Annotated in this window: 14 protein-coding genes and 1 pseudogene; 5 read left to right on the top strand and 10 right to left on the bottom strand. The window is 72.0% G+C overall.

Translation table 11 applies throughout. The features are described from left to right. Positions 1–110: 110 nt before the first annotated feature. Genes OTB19_RS03155 through OTB19_RS03200 form a run of 10 tightly spaced genes read right to left on the bottom strand, consistent with a single transcriptional unit; the run spans position 111 to position 9,821 of the window. Positions 111–1,658 (bottom strand): NADH-quinone oxidoreductase subunit N, encoded by a 1,548-nt coding sequence (locus tag OTB19_RS03155; RefSeq protein WP_267796342.1) that lies wholly within the window; start codon positions 1,656–1,658, stop codon positions 111–113. Beyond that, positions 1,655–3,208 (bottom strand): complex I subunit 4 family protein, encoded by a 1,554-nt coding sequence (locus tag OTB19_RS03160; protein WP_267796360.1) that lies wholly within the window; start codon positions 3,206–3,208, stop codon positions 1,655–1,657. The genes OTB19_RS03155 and OTB19_RS03160 overlap by 4 nt, the downstream gene beginning before the upstream one ends. 38 nt (positions 3,209–3,246) lie before the next feature. Continuing rightward, entirely contained in the window at positions 3,247–5,295 is a 2,049-nt protein-coding gene (locus OTB19_RS03165) for an NADH-quinone oxidoreductase subunit L (protein WP_267796343.1), read from the bottom strand. Further along, entirely contained in the window at positions 5,292–5,648 is a 357-nt protein-coding gene (gene nuoK, locus OTB19_RS03170; protein WP_267796344.1) for an NADH-quinone oxidoreductase subunit NuoK, read from the bottom strand. Before nuoK ends, OTB19_RS03165 begins: the two co-directional genes overlap by 4 nt. Further along, entirely contained in the window at positions 5,648–6,232 is a 585-nt protein-coding gene (locus tag OTB19_RS03175) for an NADH-quinone oxidoreductase subunit J (protein WP_267796345.1), read from the bottom strand. Before OTB19_RS03175 ends, nuoK begins: the two co-directional genes overlap by 1 nt. Further along, positions 6,229–6,807, bottom strand: coding sequence for a NuoI/complex I 23 kDa subunit family protein (locus OTB19_RS03180; RefSeq protein WP_267796346.1), 579 nt, complete (start codon positions 6,805–6,807; stop codon positions 6,229–6,231). The genes OTB19_RS03175 and OTB19_RS03180 overlap by 4 nt, the downstream gene beginning before the upstream one ends. Further along, a complete protein-coding gene (locus tag OTB19_RS03185) occupies positions 6,807–7,775 on the bottom strand; it encodes a complex I subunit 1/NuoH family protein (protein ID WP_267796347.1) in 969 nt (322 codons plus the stop codon). The genes OTB19_RS03180 and OTB19_RS03185 overlap by 1 nt, the downstream gene beginning before the upstream one ends. Further along, entirely contained in the window at positions 7,772–8,821 is a 1,050-nt protein-coding gene (locus OTB19_RS03190; protein ID WP_267796348.1) for an NADH-quinone oxidoreductase subunit C, read from the bottom strand. Before OTB19_RS03190 ends, OTB19_RS03185 begins: the two co-directional genes overlap by 4 nt. Continuing rightward, positions 8,818–9,423 carry an NADH-quinone oxidoreductase subunit B gene (locus tag OTB19_RS03195; RefSeq protein ID WP_267796349.1) on the bottom strand — a complete coding sequence of 202 codons (606 nt, stop codon included), beginning with the start codon at positions 9,421–9,423 and terminating at the stop codon, positions 8,818–8,820. The genes OTB19_RS03190 and OTB19_RS03195 overlap by 4 nt, the downstream gene beginning before the upstream one ends. Continuing rightward, on the bottom strand, positions 9,414–9,821 hold the full coding sequence (locus tag OTB19_RS03200) for an NADH-quinone oxidoreductase subunit A (RefSeq protein WP_267796350.1): 408 nt from the start codon (positions 9,819–9,821) through the stop codon (positions 9,414–9,416). Before OTB19_RS03200 ends, OTB19_RS03195 begins: the two co-directional genes overlap by 10 nt. Positions 9,822–9,977: 156 nt before the next feature. Between OTB19_RS03200 and OTB19_RS03205 the strand changes: the two genes are divergently transcribed. From OTB19_RS03205 to OTB19_RS03225, 5 genes and pseudogenes are all read left to right on the top strand, one after another. Next, complete coding sequence (locus OTB19_RS03205; RefSeq protein WP_267796351.1) at positions 9,978–11,168, top strand: sensor histidine kinase; 1,191 nt, start codon at positions 9,978–9,980, stop codon at positions 11,166–11,168. Positions 11,169–11,383: 215 nt separating this feature from the next. After that, a complete protein-coding gene (locus OTB19_RS03210; RefSeq protein ID WP_267796352.1) occupies positions 11,384–12,712 on the top strand; it encodes a sensor histidine kinase in 1,329 nt (442 codons plus the stop codon). Positions 12,713–12,976: 264 nt separating this feature from the next. Then, the gene (locus OTB19_RS03215) at positions 12,977–13,636 is read left to right on the top strand and encodes a response regulator transcription factor (protein WP_324289451.1); all 660 of its coding nucleotides are present in this window, start codon (positions 12,977–12,979) and stop codon (positions 13,634–13,636) included. 233 nt (positions 13,637–13,869) lie between these two features. Beyond that, positions 13,870–15,819: a 2-oxoacid:acceptor oxidoreductase subunit alpha gene (locus OTB19_RS03220; RefSeq protein WP_267796354.1), complete on the top strand. Its 1,950-nt coding sequence runs from the start codon at positions 13,870–13,872 to the stop codon at positions 15,817–15,819. Continuing rightward, positions 15,812–16,018 (top strand): annotated as a pseudogene (locus OTB19_RS03225) (2-oxoacid:ferredoxin oxidoreductase subunit beta); the annotation flags it as partial. The gene OTB19_RS03220 and the pseudogene OTB19_RS03225, both read left to right, overlap by 8 nt.

The following is a 16,018-nucleotide window of genomic DNA, read 5'->3' on the forward strand; positions in this document are numbered from 1 at the left end:
GTTCCCGGGGCATGACGGGGGCGCCGCACCGGTGGCCCGGGCGGCTGGGCGGCCGTGGGCGTTGCTCCGTACGGGTCACGGCGTGCGGGAGGGGCGCGCGGGGCGGGCGGCTACTGGGGGAAGAGGCTGCCCGCGGCGAGGCGCAGGATCAGCTGCGGGGCGCCCGAGAGGACCAGGGCGGTGACTCCGGTGAGCACGATGGCGACGGTGATCGGCAGGGGGGCCTTCACCCGGGCCCCGGCGGGGGCCGCGACCTCGGCCGTGCCCTCCAGGGGGGCGCGGAAGAGCAGGGCCGTCCAGCGCAGGTAGTAGTACAGGGCGATCACGACGTTGATCGCCATCAGGACGGCCAGCCAGCCCAGGCCGGCGTCGACCGCGGAGCGGAAGACGGTGACCTTCGCGAAGAGGCCGATGAGGCCGGGCGGCAGTCCGGCCAGGCACAGCAGGAAGAAGGCCAGGGCCAGGGCGGCGGCGGGGCGCTCGGCGTACAGGCCCCGGTAGTCGTCGATGCGGTGCAGCGGCTTGGTGCGGGCGACCAGGGCGGCCACGGCGAACGCGCCGAGGTTCACGGCGGCGTACATGAGCGCGTAGGCGACGGTGGAGCCGATCTGGTCGCGGTCGGAGTACGCGGCGGCGGCGATCGGGACCAGCAGGTAGCCGGCCTGGCCCACCGAGGACCAGGCGAGGAGCCGGACGGCGCTGTGGGGGCGGTCGGCGGACTGGCGCAGCGCGGCGACGTTGCCGACGGTCATGGTCAGCGCGGCGAGGACGGCCAGCGCCGGGCCCCAGATGTCGGAGTACGCCGGGAAGGCCAGGACCGTGACGAGGATCAGGCCGGTGAAGCCGACGGCCTTGCCGATCACCGAGAGGTAGCCCGCGATGGGCAGCGGGGCGCCCACGTAGGTGTCGGGGACCCAGAAGTGGAACGGGACGGCCGCCGTCTTGAAGGCGAAGCCGACGAGGGTGAGGGCGACGCCCGCCATGGCGAGGGTGTCGAACCGCGCGGGGACGTCTTCGAGGCGGTCGGCGACCTGGGCGAGGTGCAGGGAGCCGGTGGCGGCGTAGACGAAGGCGACGCCCATCAGCGACACGGCGGTGGCGGTGACCGAGGACAGGAAGAACTTGAGGGCCGCCTCGGAGGACAGCCGCTCGCCGCGGCGCATGCCGACGAGGGCGAAGGCCGGCAGCGAGGCGACTTCGAGGGCGACGATCAGGGTCGCGAGGTCCCGGGAGGCGGGCAGCAGGGCCGCGCCGGCGGCCGAGGAGAGCAGCAGGAACCAGTACTCGCCGGCCGGCATGCGGGCGTCGCGGACGGCGGTGACGGACAGCAGGGCGGTGACCAGGGCGCCGGCCAGCACCAGGAACTGCACGACGAGCGCGAAGTGGTCGGCGGTGTAGCTGCACGCGCCGGGGTCGCCGGTGAGGCAGAAGGTGGCGCGGTCGCCGGCGCGCAGCGGCAGCAGGGAGGCGGTCGCGGCGGCGAGTCCGGCCACGGAGATCCAGCCGAGCAGCGGCTTGCGCTCCTGCGGCAGGAAGAGGTCCGTGACCAGGACGGCGAGGGCGACGGCGGCGGTGATGACGACGGGGGCGATCGCGAGCCAGTCCACGGACTGGACCAGGCTCGGGGTCTGCGCGCCCGCGGCGGACAGGACCGTCATGAGTTGCCTCCTGCGAGGAGCTTCTGGACGGCCGGGTCGGTGAGGCCGAGGAGGACGGCGGGCCACAGGCCGGCGAGGACGGTGAGGGCGACGAGCGGGGTCCAGGCGGCGAACTCGTAGTGCCGGACGTCCGCGACGGTGATCTCGGGTCCGGCCTTCGGGTCGCCCATGCACACCCGTCGTACGACGACCAGGAGGTAGGCGGCGGTGAGCAGCGTGCCGAACGCGCCGACGGCCGTGTACGTGAGGAACGCCGAGCGCGGCAGTCCCTCGGCCGGGTCGAACGCACCGAACAGGGCCAGCATCTCCCCCCAGAACCCGGCGAGGCCGGGCAGTCCCAGGGAGGCCACGGCGGCGAAGGCGAGGAGCGCGCCGAGGCGGGGGGCGCGGCCGTAGAGGGCGGCTCCGGTGGCCCCGGCGAGGGTGTCGAGGTCGGCGGTGCCGTAGCGGTCCTTGAGTGCGCCGACCAGGAAGAAGAGGAGGCCGGTGATCAGGCCGTGGGCGATGTTGGCGAACAGCGCGCCGTTGACGCCGGTGGGGGTCATGGAGGCGATGCCGAGGAGCACGAAGCCCATGTGGCCGACGGAGGAGTAGGCGATGAGCCGCTTGAGGTCGCCCTTGTTGCCCTTGCGTGCCAACGCGAGGCAGGCGAGGGACCCGTAGACGATGCCGACGACGGCGAACGCGCCGAGGTAGGGGGCGAAGGTGGCCATGCCGTCGGGGGTGATCGGCAGCAGGATGCGGACGAACCCGTACGTGCCCATCTTCAGCATCACGCCCGCCAGCAGCACCGATCCGACGGTGGGGGCGGCGGTGTGCGCGTCCGGCAGCCAACTGTGCAGGGGCCACATCGGGGTCTTCACGGCGAGGCCGAGGCCGATGGCGAGCACGGCCAGGAGCTGGGTGGTGTGGGACAGTTCGCGGCCGTTGTCGGAGGCGAGTGCCACCATGTCGAAAGTGCCGCTGTCCAGCCCGATCAGCAGCAGGCCGAGCAGCATGACCACGGATCCGAGGAGGGTGTAGAGGATGAACTTCCAGGCGGCGGCCTGCCGCTGAGCGCCGCCCCAGCGGGCGATGAGGAAGTACATCGGGATGAGGACCATCTCGAAGGCGAGGAAGAACAGCAGCAGGTCGAGGACGGCGAAGGTCGCGAGGGTGCCGGACTCCAGGACGAGCAGCAGGGCGACGAAGGCCTTCGGGGAGGGGCCCTCGGGGAACTTGAAGTAGCTGTAGAGCGCGCAGAGGAAGAACAGCAGCGCGGTCATCAGGAGCAGGGGGAGCGAGATGCCGTCGATGCCGAGGTGGATCCGGATGTCCAGCGCCGGGATCCAGCCGATGTCCGTCGTCGCCTGGAAGCGGGACGGGGCGTCGTGGTCGAAGCCCAGGGTGAGGGCGATCGCCGCGGCGAGGATCACGCCGGTGACGCTCACGCCGTGGCGCAGCACGGCCTGTTCGGGGCTCTTGCCCCTGAGGCCGGGCGGGGCCGGCAGGAGGGCGGCGACGGCGCCGAGGAGCGGTACGGCCACGACGAACGCCAGGAGGAACTGCATCACGGACGGGCTGATATCAATCACGGCTGACTCACGGCTCACGATCCGGCGTTGACGTTGGCGAGGACGGCGGTGGCGATCGCCAGGACCACGGCGCCGGCGAGCAGGGCGCTCAGGTAGCTCTGCACGTTGCCGGTCTGGGCGCGGCGGACGAGGGCGCCGAGCAGCCGGGGACCGGCGCCCGCGCCGCGCACGTACGTGTCCACGACCTCCCGGTCGAGGAAGCGGACCAGGCCGGCGGCGGCGCGTACGGGGCGGACGAACAGCCGGTCGTAGACGGCGTCGAGGTGGAAGCCGTCCGCCGCGTGGCGGTGCAGCGGGCCGAGGAGCGCCTTGCCCGGGTCGGGGGCGGGGCCGGCGGGGACGGTGGGGTGCTCGTGGGTGACCTCGGCGACCTCGGGGGCCTCGGCCGCGGACTCCGCCGCGGCGGTGGCGGCGCAGACGCCGGCCGCGACGGCGGCGGGCTCGTCGGTGACGGCGGCGGCAGCGGGTCCGATCGCGGCGGGGGCCGCGTATGCCGTGGCGGCGGCGCGCTGCCAGAGGCCGTAGGTCAGCAGGACGCCGATGACGGCGGCGCCGACGCCGAGGATCGAGGTGACCATCGACGGGGTGAGCCGCCCGCCGTCGAACCAGTCCGCGAGGGGGCCGGCGGCGAGGCCGAAGGCCACCGAGGGGATCGCCAGCAGCCACAGCACGCCGGTCATGGCGACGGGCTGCCTGCCGTGGTCGGGGGCGGTCGCGCCCCGGCCGCGGAAGGCCATCAGCCACAGCCGGGTGGCGTAGGCGGCGGTGAGCAGGGCGGTCAGCACGCCGGAGACGAGCACCAGCCAGCCGGCCGCGCCGGGGGCGAAGTCGGAGTGGCCGGTGGCGGTGCGCTCGGCGGCGACGAGGATCGCCTCTTTGGAGAAGAAGCCGGCGAAGGGCGGGATGGCGGCGAGCGCGAGGAGCGCGATCGTCATCGTCCAGAACGCGTCGGGGATGCGCTTGGCCAGGTCGGACGTGCGGGACATGGCGGCCAGGGAGTTCGTGCCGGCCGCGTGGATGATCACGCCCGCGCCGAGGAAGAGGAGCGCCTTGAACGCGCCGTGCGACAGGAGGTGGAAGACGGCCGCGCCCCGGTCGCCGACGGCCAGGGCGCCCATCATGTAGCCGAGCTGGCCGATCGTGGAGTAGGCCAGTACGCGCTTGATGTCGTCCTGGGCCAGGGCGGCGAGGGCCGAGCCGACCATGGTGACGGCCGCCATGGCGGCCATCACCACCAGCGCGGCCTGGGAGGCCGCGAAGACCGGGAGCAGCCGGGCCACGAAGTAGACGCCGGCGGCGACCATCGTCGCGGCGTGGATCAGCGCGGAGACCGGGGTGGGGCCCGCCATGGCGTCGGGCAGCCAGGTGTGCAGCGGGAACTGCGCGGACTTGCCGGCGACTCCGGCGAGGAGGAGCAGTGCGATGAGCGTCGGGTGGTCGAGGCCGCCGGCGCCGACGGTGTCCAGGATCTCGGTGATCCGGAAGGACCCGGCGTCCGTGGCGAGCGCGAACAGGCCGATGAGGAAGGGCACGTCGCCGAGCTTGGTGACGAGGAAGGCCTTCAGGGAGGCGGAGCGGGCCGCCTCCGTCTCCCAGTAGTGGCCGACGAGGAAGTACGAGCAGATGCCCATGACCTCCCAGCCGACCAGCAGCACCATCAGGTCGCCGGAGTAGACGACGACCAGCATGGCGGAGGTGAACAGGGAGACCAGGGCCGCGTACGAGGGGTAGCGCGGGTCCTCGCGGAGGTAGGCCGTGGAGTAGAGCTGCACGCAGGTGGCGACCACGCCGACCAGTACGGCGACCAGGGCCGCGAAGCCGTCCACGTACAGGCCGAGCTCGATCGGCACCGACCCGGTCGGGGTCAGTTCGGTCGCGGTGTCGATGGCCGGGCCGCCGCCCTGGCGGACGGCGACGAGCACGGCCAGCACGGCGGCGCCCAGCGTCGGCAGGATGGCGAGCGGCCGGACGAAGCCGGGGGCACTGCGGCCGCACAGCAGTCCCGCCACCGCGCCCAGGAACGGGAGGAGGGGGACGAGGACCGCGAGGGTCGTGGTGCTCACGCGGTGACCTCGCTCTGGTTGCTCGGATCGGTCGGGGCGGGCTCGTGGCCCTCGGCGGTGTCGCGCAGTTTGTCGATGTCCGAGGTGCCCCGGTTGCGGTACACCGTCAGCACGATCGCGAGGCCGATGCCGATCTCGGCGGCGGCGATGGCGATGGTGAAGAGGGTGAGGGCCTGGCCGGCGTGCAGGGCGTCGCGCAGCCAGACGTCGAAGGCCACCAGGTTGAGGTTGACGGCGTTGAGCATCAGCTCGACGGCCATCAGGACGAGGATGGCGTTGCGGCGGGCGAGCACCCCGTACAGGCCGACGCAGAAGAGGAGCGCCGCGAGGACGGCCGGGTAGGCGAGATGCATCAGCGCGGCCCCTTCTGGTCGTCGGGGCCGGCGGCGGGGTCGTTCCTGCGGGACAGCACGATGGCGCCGATCAGCGCCGCGAGGAGGAGCACGGAGAGGGCCTCGAAGGGCAGCACCCAGTGCTGGAAGAGGAACTCGCCGGTGACCCGGGTGGATCCCTGGGCGGCCCCGTCGAGGTCGATCCAGGTGGTGCGGAAGGCGTCGACGACGACCCAGACGAGGGCGGCGGCCGCGACGATCGCGACGCCGAGGGCGACCGGGCGGTTGCCCGAGTCGGCGTCCGGGGACCGGCCGATGGGCGCCTTGGTCAGCATCAGTCCGAACAGGAGCAGGACGACCACGGAACCGAGGTAGATCAACACCTGCACCCACGCGATGAACTCGGCGGTCAGCAGCAGGTACTCGACGGCGATCCCGCCGAGCGCCACGACCAGCCACAGCGCGGCGTGCACGAGTTGCCTGGTGGTGACCGTGACGAGGGCCGCGCCGAGGGTGGCGAGGCCGACGAGGACGAAGGCGATCTCGACGCCCGTCGGGGAGAGGAAGCCGGGGCCGGTGGCGGCCAGGGCGGCGGCGGGGCTCACGCGTCTCCCTCCGGGTCGGTCGGTGTCTCGGTCGCGGCGGCTGCTTCGGCGGCGGCCGCCGCTTCCGCCTTGTCCACCGCCTTGCGGGCGGCGGCGATCTCCTTGGGCTCCTCTGCGGCCGGGTCCAGGGCGGGCGGGGCCGGCACGGTCCACATCCATTCGCGGAGCTTGTCCCGCTCGTGGGTGAGTTCGAGGATGTCGGTCTCCGCGTACTCGAACTCCGGCGACCAGAAGAGGGCGTCGAAGGGGCACACCTCGATGCAGATGCCGCAGTACATGCAGAGGGAGAAGTCGATGGCGAAGCGGTCGAGGACGTTGCGGCTGCGCTCGCGGCCACCGGGGGCGGCGGCGGGCACCGTCTCCTTGTGGGAGTCGATGTAGATGCACCAGTCGGGGCACTCGCGCGCGCAGAGCATGCAGACCGTGCAGTTCTCCTCGAACAGCCCGATGACGCCGCGGCTGCGCGGCGGGAGTTCGGGCTGGACCTCGGGGTACTGGGCGGTGTGCGAGCGCCTCGTCATCGTGCGCAGGGTGACGGCGAGGCCCTTGGCCAGGCCGGCTCCGGGAACGGGCATCAGTTGATCGCCACCTTCACGATGCCGGTGAGCGCGATCTGGGCGAGCGCGAGGGGGATGAGGACGGTCCAGGCGAGCTTTTGCAACTGGTCCTCGCGCAGCCGGGGGTAGCTCACGCGGAGCCAGATCACCACGAAGGCGAGGACGGCGACCTTGAGGAGGGTCCAGACCCACCCCAGGTCGTGCGCGCCGAAGGGGCCGTGCCAGCCGCCGAGGAAGAGGACGGTGGTGAGGCCGCAGAGAACGACGATGCCTGCGTACTCGGCGAGCAGGAACAGCGCGAAGCGCAGACCGGTGTACTCGGTGTACGCGCCGAAGATGATCTCGGAGTCGGCGACGGGCATGTCGAAGGGCGGCCGTTGGAGTTCGGCGAGGCCGGCGACGAAGAAGACGAGCGCGCCGACGATCTGCCAGGGCAGCCACCACCACTGGAAGGCGTCGACGATGCCGGGGAGGGAGACCGTGCCGGCCGCCATGGCCACCGAGGCGGCCGTGAGCAGCATGGGCAGCTCGTACGCCAGCAGTTGGGCGGCGGTACGAAGACCGCCCAGCAGGGAGAACTTGTTCGCGGAGGCCCAGCCGGCCATCAGGCTGCCGAGGACGCCGACGCCCATGACGGCGAGAGCGAAGAACAGGCCCGCGTCGATGACCTGGCCGACCGCGCCCTCGCCGGGGCCGATGGGGATGACGAGGAGGACCAGGAGGTAGGGGAGCAGCGCGACGGCGGGGGCGAGCTGGAAGATCCGCCGGTCGGCGTTGGCCGGGACGATGTCCTCCTTCTGCGCGAACTTCACGCCGTCGGCGACGAGCTGCGCCCAGCCGTGGAAGCCGCCCGCGTACATGGGGCCGAGGCGGCCCTGCATGTGGGCCATCACCTTGTGCTCGGTCTGCCCGACGACGAGCGGGAGCACGAGGAAGACGACGAAGACGACGATCAGTCGCAGGGCGACGTCGAGGACGTCGTTCACGCGTCGCCTCCGTTGTCGGGGGTGGGGTCGGGGGTGGGCTCGGACCCGGGTGCCGTGTCGGGCTTCTCGTCCGGGGCCTTGTCCGGGGTCGGTCCGTCCGCCGGGGCCGGGGGCGGCTCGGGCGGGGCGGGCGTCGCGGCCGGCGTCGGTTCCTCGAAGGCGGGCTTCGGGTCGTGCCAGGGCGCGTCGCTGCTCCGACCGGCCGGCGGCGGCGCGGCGGGCGCGTCCGGGGCCCCGGTCGCAGGCCCGGGCGGGCCGGCCTGGCTCGCGGAGCCGTCCGCGACCGAACGGCTGCGCCGCACCGGCCGCACCGGGGCATCGCCTTCGGCCGGGGGCGCCTGGGTCGCGGAGCCCTCGGCCACCGAGCGGGTACGGCGGACCGGCGCGCCCTCGCGGGGCGTCCGGGCCGGGGCGCCCGCGCCGCCGGCCGCGCGCGGGGTGCGGGCGGGGCGGGTGGGGGCCGGCGGCAGTTGGCCCTTGAGGGGGCCCCAGTCGTTGGGGTCGGGGACGCCCGGCGGCAGCATCTGCCGTCGCTTCGGGGCGTTGGGGTCGTGCGCCTCGCCCGGTTCCTTGGCGCCCGGCCAGGCCTTGGCGACGCGGGCCGCGAGCACGAAGTCCTTGCGCAGCGGGTGGCCCTCGAAGTTCTCGGGGAGCAGCAGGGGGACGAGGTGGGGGTGGTCGGTGAAGGTCACCCCGAACATCTCGAAGGTCTCCCGCTCGTGCCATTCCGCCCCCGCGTAGACGGCGACGGCGGAGGGCAGCGAGGCCGCCGCGTGCGGGACGGTGGTCCGCAGCAGCAGGCGGCGTACGCGGTGGTTCTCCAGCGAGACGACGTGCGCGCAGACCTGGAAGCCGGTGCCCGGCTCGTCCACCGCGCTCAGCCAGTCGAAGTAGGTGCAGCCCAGCTTGTCGCGGGCGATCTCCAGCGAGGAGATCCAGGATCCGACGGGCACGTCCACCGTGAGGACGTCGTACGCGAAGGAGCCCACGGCCTCGGCGCCGAAGACCGTCGCCGCCGCGTCGGGCAGGGAGTCGTAGAGGTTCACGCGCCGGCCCCCGCCGAGGGTGCGGGCGGGGGCGTGACCAGCCCGCTGGTGAGCTGGGCGACGGAGGGATTCGCGTAGCGGTCCGCGAGCGACTCTCGGGCGATCTTCTCCTGGAGCTTGAGGATCCCCTGGAGCAGCGCCTCGGGGCGCGGCGGGCAGCCGGGCACGTAGACGTCGACCGGGATGATCTGGTCGACGCCCTTGGTGACGGAGTACGAGTCCCAGTACGGTCCGCCGCAGTTGGAGCAGGCGCCGAAGGAGATGACGTACTTCGGCTCCGGCATCTGCTCGTAGAGCCGCTTCACGGCGGGGGCCATCTTGTCGGTGACCGTGCCCGAGACGATCATCAGGTCGGCCTGCCGGGGTCCCGGCGCGAAGGGGATGACGCCGAGTCGGATGAAGTCGTGTCGGGCCATGGACGCGGCGATGAACTCGATCGCGCAGCAGGCCAGGCCGAAGTTGAAGACCCACAGGCTGTAGCGGCGGCCCCAGTTCAGGACCACCTTCATGGGTTCGGGTGCCAGTCGGGAGAGCACTCCCAGCCGCTTCGGCTCGGGAAGCGACTGCGGCTCGGCCGGTGTCCCCGCCGGTGTCACAGCCATTCGAGGACGCCCTTCTTGTACGCATAGAGCAGGCCGACGGCCAGGAAGCCCAGGAAGACGAACATCTCGACCAGGGTCGTGGCGCCGTAGCCGGCGGCGGCGAACACGGTCGCCCACGGGAACAGGAAGATCGAGTCGACGGCGAAGATGACGTAGAGGAACGCGTAGACGTAGTAGCGGACCTGGGTGTGTGCCCAGCCCTCGCCGACGGGGTCCACGCCGCATTCGTACGTCAGGAGCTTCTCGGGGGTGGGGACCACGGGCCGCAGCAGTCGGCCGGCGCCGAAGGCCACGGCGACGAACAGCACGCCGAGCACGGCGAGCAGGCCGACGACCGAATAGCTTCGGAAGTAGTCCGCCGCGTGCACGGTCACGGTCGATACCGTTGGGTCGGGCACGTCCGTTCCTCGCTCCTCGGCCACTGTCGACGATCAGGGTGATCTGGTACGCACGGGAGTCTAGGGCCTGGGCCACGCGGGGTGGGGTTATCCCCCGTTCACTGCCGCCGGGCCACCCCATGGCAACGCCGGGCGGAAATTGGCAGGCTGTGCGGCATGACCGCGAGCATCCGCACTTCCCAGGACGATCTCCTTCCACCCGTACGTGCGGCCTTCGGCGCGGCCACGTGGAAGGAGATCGCGTACCTGCTGAGCAATCTGCCGGCGGCGCTGATCGGTTTCGTCTACACGGTGGTCACGGTCTCGACCGCGGGCGGTCTGTCCGTGACCGCGATCGGGCTGCCGTTGCTCGCGTGCGGGCTGCTCGGTTCGCGACAGCTCGGGAAGCTGGAACGGGCGCGCTCCCGGTGGCTGTTGGGCGTACGGGTGGACGAGCCGACGCCGATCCCCGGCCCGCGCCGCTCCGGCGGGTTCTTCCCCTGGCTGTGGTCGAGCATCAAGGATCCCGTCGCCTGGCGGACCGTGCTGTTCGAACTGGTCCGGCTGCCCTGGGGTGTGCTCACCTTCACCGTCGCTTTGACCGGGCTGTTCGTGCTGTGGCCGGTCCTGCCGTGGGTGGCCCGCTGGCTGACGAGCGTGGACCGGGCGATGGTACGGGGCCTGCTGTCCCCGTCCGACGAGCTGGAGCGGCGGATCGCGGAGCTGGAGTCCGACCGGACGGTGGTGGTCGACACCTCGGCCGCGGACCTGCGGCGCATCGAACGGGACCTGCACGACGGGGCCCAGGCCCGGCTGGTGGCTCTGGCGATGGGGCTGGGCCTGGCGAAGGAGAAGCTGCTGGAGGACCCGGAGGGCGCGGCCGCGATGGTGGACGAGGCGCACGGGGAAGTGAAGCTGGCGCTCCAGGAGCTGCGGGACCTGGCGCGGGGCATCCACCCGGCTGTCCTGACGGACCGGGGACTGGACGCGGCGCTGTCCTCGGTGGCCGCGCGGTGCCTGGTGCCGGTGAAGGTGCACGTGGACCTGGCGGCGCGGCCGGCGGCGGCGATCGAGGGCATCGCGTACTTCGTGGTGTCGGAACTGCTGCAGAACGTGAGCAAGCACGCGGCGGCGCGGGGCGCGGGCGTGGAGGTGTGGCGGACGGGTCCGCGGCTGCTGATCCGGGTCTCGGACGACGGGCGCGGTGGCGCGTCCGCGCGGGCCGGGTCGGGTTTGGCGGGTCTCACCGAGCGGCTGGACGCGGTGGACGGGGTGTTCGTCGTGGACTCCCCGGAGGGTGTGGGGACGACGATCACGGCGGAGCTGCCGTGGCGCGACCGCGAGCCGGCGGGGGTACCGGCCCGGTAGGTCCTGTCGTCTCGTTCGGCTCCTGCGGCGACGTGGGGGGTGCGGGGCTCCCGTCCGGGTGGACGGGGGTCCCGCTTTCGCGTGCGGGGCGGGGTGGGTCGGGGTGGGGTGGGGTTAACCCCCCTTCGGACAGGCCGACCCGCCGCATGGTCCCGGGGGCGGCCCGGCGGCAGGGTTGAGGGGTAAAGGGCGGACACGAAGGGCGGGTCGCGATCATGGGCAAGGACACGGGCACGGGCACGGGGATCGGCACGGTGTTGCGGGCTCCCGTGGCGGCGCGGACCTGGCGGGAGTTGGGGTTCCTGATGCTCGGGTTCCCGCTGAGCACCCTGTACTTCTGCCTCGCCGTCACCGGGGTGAGCCTCGGCGCGGGTCTGCTCGTGACCTTCCTCGGGGTTCCGGTCCTGGCCGGGGTGCTCGCGATGTGCCGCGGCTTCGGACAGGTGGAGCGGGCCCGGGTGCGGGGGCTGCTGCGGGTGGACGTCGCGGATCCCGAGCCGATCAGGGCCCGCAAGAGCGGGGCGATGGCCGCCATGGGGGCCCTGCTCAAGAGCGGGAGCGCCTGGCGGCACGTGTTGTACTCGGTGGTCCACTTCCCGTGGGCGGTGTTCGGCTTCTGCGTGGCGCTGGTGTTCTGGACGTACGGGTGGGGCTTCCTGCTGTACCCGCTCTGGTTCTGGGTCTTCCCGACCTTCACCGACCAGCCCGGGCTCCAGGTGTTCCAGAACGACGACTACGCCTTCTACCTGGACTCCCCGTTCACCATCGCCGCCACCTTCCTGCTCGGACTCGCCCTCACCCTCGCCACCCCCTGGGTGCTGCGCGCCCTGACGACCGTGGACCGGGTGCTGGTCACCGGCCTGCTGGGCCCGTCCCGGCTCGCGCACCGGGTCACGGAACTGGAGTCCGACCGGGGCGTCGTGGTGGACACCGCCGCCGCCGACCTGCGGCGCATCGAGCGGGACCTGCACGACGGGGCCCAGGCCCGGCTGGCGGCCCTGGCCATGGACCTGGGGCTGGCGAAGGAGAAGCTGACCCAGGACCCCCGGGAGGCCGCGCGCATGGTGGACGAGGCGCACGGCGAGGTGAAGATCGCCCTCCAGGAGCTGCGGGACCTGGCGCGGGGCATCCACCCGGCGGTCCTGACGGACCGGGGACTGGACGCGGCACTGTCCTCGGTGGCCGCGCGGTGCGCGGTGCCGGTACGGGTGTCGGTGGACCTGCCGGCCCGGCCGGCGGCGGCGATCGAGGGCATCGCGTACTTCGTGGTGTCGGAACTGCTGCAGAACGTGAGCAGGCACGCGATGGCGCGGACCGCGAGCGTGGACGTCTGGCGGTCCGGCGACCGGGTGCTGATCCAGGTCGCGGACGACGGCCGGGGCGGGGCGTCGGCCGGGGCCGGGTCGGGGCTGGCGGGGCTCACCGGGCGACTGGACGCGGTGGACGGGGTGCTCGTCGTGGACTCCCCCGCCGGCGGCGGTACGACGGCCACCGCGGAGCTGCCGTGGCGCGACCGCGAGCCGGCGGGCGTACCGGGTCGATAGGCCTTGGCGTCGCCGTGCCGCGGGACCCCCGTCCGGATGGGCGGGGGTCCCGTCCGCGCGCCCGGCGGCCGGTCCGCCAAGCCCGACGCCCGGACCGACCGCGCCCAGCCGACCGGCACGGCACCGCACCATGGTCGAATCCCGGCCGACGGCGAGCAGTTGGCTCGGATTCGCCTTCGTCGGGGCGGCCGGCTGGGATGCTTGGGTCTGCCAGGTATGCGGGTGACGAGTGGATGCGGGAGCTGCTGAGAAGTGGAAGACAGGGTGCGAGTGGTCATCGCCGAGGATTCAGTGCTGCTGCGCGAGGGCCTGACCCGGTTGCTGACCGACCGGGGGCATGACGTCGTCGCCGGCGTCGGGGACGCGGAAGCCCTGATCAAGACAGTGGACGAGCTGGCGGCGCGGGACGCGCTGCCGGACGTGGTGGTGGCCGACGTGCGGATGCCGCCGACGCACACCGACGAGGGGGTGCGGGCCGCCGTGCGGCTGCGCCGCGACCATCCCGGGATCGGGGTGCTGGTGCTGTCGCAGTACGTGGAGGAGCAGTACGCCACCGAACTGCTGGCCGGTTCCAGCACTGGGGTGGGGTATCTGCTCAAGGACCGGGTGGCCGAGGTCCGGGAGTTCCTGGACGCGGTCGTACGCGTGGCCAGGGGCGGTACGGCCCTGGATCCCGAGGTGGTCGCCCAGCTGCTGGGCCGCAGCCGCAAGCAGGACGTGCTGGCGAACCTGACGCCGCGCGAGCGGGAGGTGCTGGGCCTGATGGCCGAGGGGCGCACCAATTCCGCGGTGGCGAAGCAGCTCGTGGTGAGCGACGGCGCGGTGGAAAAGCACGTCAGCAATATCTTCATGAAGCTCGGTCTGTCCCCGAGTGAGGGGGATCACCGGCGTGTACTGGCGGTTCTCACCTATCTAAGATCTTGATCAACTGACACTCTGTCAGGTGAGGTGTGGTGGTACCGGTCCCGAAACGCACCTGTAGGGGTCCGGCGCCATCGCCCGGAGGTTTGGAATATTTCGCGTACTGCACGACGTCTGTCGGACAGACCGCCCCCAGAGGACGGTCCAGAATTCGGGCGACCCAGGGACGAATGACCTCACGGACGTAGGGTTGGCCTTGGGAGCGAGCGCCCACGCCTCGAAGGAGGTCCAGTTCAGTGACCAGCCAGGTCAGTAGCCCGGCCGAGCAGGCCGACGGCGCCGAAGGCTCAGTGGTCGGCGAGCAGCGCACGTCGCCGCGGCCCGGTGGGAGCGGCAAGGAAGTCCGCCGCCTCGATCGTGTGATCATCCGATTCGCGGGTGACTCGGGTGACGGAATGCAGCTCACCGGAGACCGTTTCACCTCGGAAACCGCGTCCTTCGGAAACGACCTCTCGACCCTGCCGAACTTTCCCGCCGAGATTCGCGCCCCCGCCGGAACTCTTCCGGGCGTGTCGTCCTTTCAGCTGCATTTCGCCGATCACGACATCCTGACGCCGGGCGATGCCCCGAATGTGCTGGTGGCGATGAATCCGGCGGCGCTGAAGGCGAATATCGCGGACGTCCCGCGCGGCGCGGAGATCATCATCAATACCGATGAGTTCACCAAGCGCCCGATGGCCAAGGTCGGCTACGCGAAGTCCCCGCTGGAGGACGGTTCGCTGGACGCGTACAGCATCCATCCGGTGCCCCTGACGACCCTGACGGTGGAGGCGCTGAAGGAGTTCGGGCTGTCGCGCAAGGAGGCCGAGCGCAGCAAGAACATGTTCGCGCTGGGCCTGCTGTCGTGGATGTACCACCGCCCGACCGAGGGCACGGAGACGTTCCTGCGGACCAAGTTCGCGAAGAAGCCGGAGATCGCCGAGGCGAACGTGGCCGCCTTCCGGGCGGGCTGGAACTTCGGCGAGACCACCGAGGACTTCGCGGTCTCCTACGAGGTCGCCCCCGCGACGAAGTCCTTCCCGACGGGCACCTACCGCAACATCTCGGGGAACCTGGCCCTGTCGTACGGCCTCATCGCCGCGGCCCGGCAGGCGGACCTCCCGCTGTACCTGGGCTCGTACCCGATCACACCGGCGTCCGACATCCTGCACGAGCTGAGCCGGCACAAGAACTTCGGCGTACGGACCTTCCAGGCCGAGGACGAGATCGCCGGGATCGGCGCGGCCCTGGGTGCGGCGTTCGGTGGCGCCCTCGGGGTCACGACCACCTCGGGTCCCGGTGTGGCGCTGAAGTCGGAGACGATCGGTCTGGCGGTGTCGCTGGAGCTGCCGCTGCTGATCGTGGACATCCAGCGGGGCGGTCCTTCGACGGGGCTGCCGACCAAGACCGAGCAGGCCGACCTGCTCCAGGCCATGTACGGGCGCAACGGCGAGGCACCGGTCCCGATCGTGGCCCCGCGCACGCCCGCGGACTGCTTCGACGCCGCGATCGACGCGGCCCGGATCGCGCTGGAGTATCGGACCCCGGTGTTCCTGCTGTCCGACGGCTACCTCGCCAACGGTTCCGAGCCCTGGAAGATCCCGGAGGTCACGGACCTTCCGGACCTCACCGTGCAGTTCGCGGCCGGTCCGAACCACGAGCTGGCGGACGGCACCGAGGTGTTCTGGCCGTACAAACGCGATCCCCAGACCCTGGCGCGCCCGTGGGCGGTCCCCGGCACGCCCGGCCTCGAACACCGCATCGGCGGCATCGAGAAGCAGGACGGCACCGGCAACATCTCCTACGACCCCGCCAACCACGAGTTCATGGTCCGCACCCGCCAGGCCAAGATCGACGGCATCCGGGTCCCCGACCTGGACGTGGACGACCCCGACGAGGCCCGCACCCTCGTCCTCGGCTGGGGTTCCACCTACGGCCCCATCACCGCGGCCGTACGCCGGGTACGGGCCGCCGGACTGCCGATCGCGCAGGCGCACCTGCGTCACCTCAACCCGTTCCCGAGGAATCTCGGGGAGGTCCTGAAGCGTTACGACAAGGTAGTGGTGCCGGAGATGAACCTCGGGCAGCTGGCCACCCTGATCAGGGCGAAGTACCTGGTGGACGCCGCGTCGTACAACCAGGTCAACGGGATGCCCTTCAAGGCCGAACAGCTGGCGACGGTCCTCAAGGAGGCCATCAATGACTGACGTCACCGAGGTGTCCGAAGCCGGGCATCATCTGCTCTCCCTCGTGCCCAAGGCCGAGGGGAAGCAGTCGATGAAGGACTTCAAGTCGGATCAGGAGGTCCGCTGGTGCCCGGGCTGCGGCGACTACGCCGTGCTCGCCGCCGTCCAGGGCTTCATGCCCGAACTCGGCCTCGCCAAGGAGAACATCGTCTTCGTCTCC

Source organism: Streptomyces sp. H27-H5, assembly GCF_026627505.1.
Classification (GTDB): Bacteria; Actinomycetota; Actinomycetes; order Streptomycetales; family Streptomycetaceae; genus Streptomyces.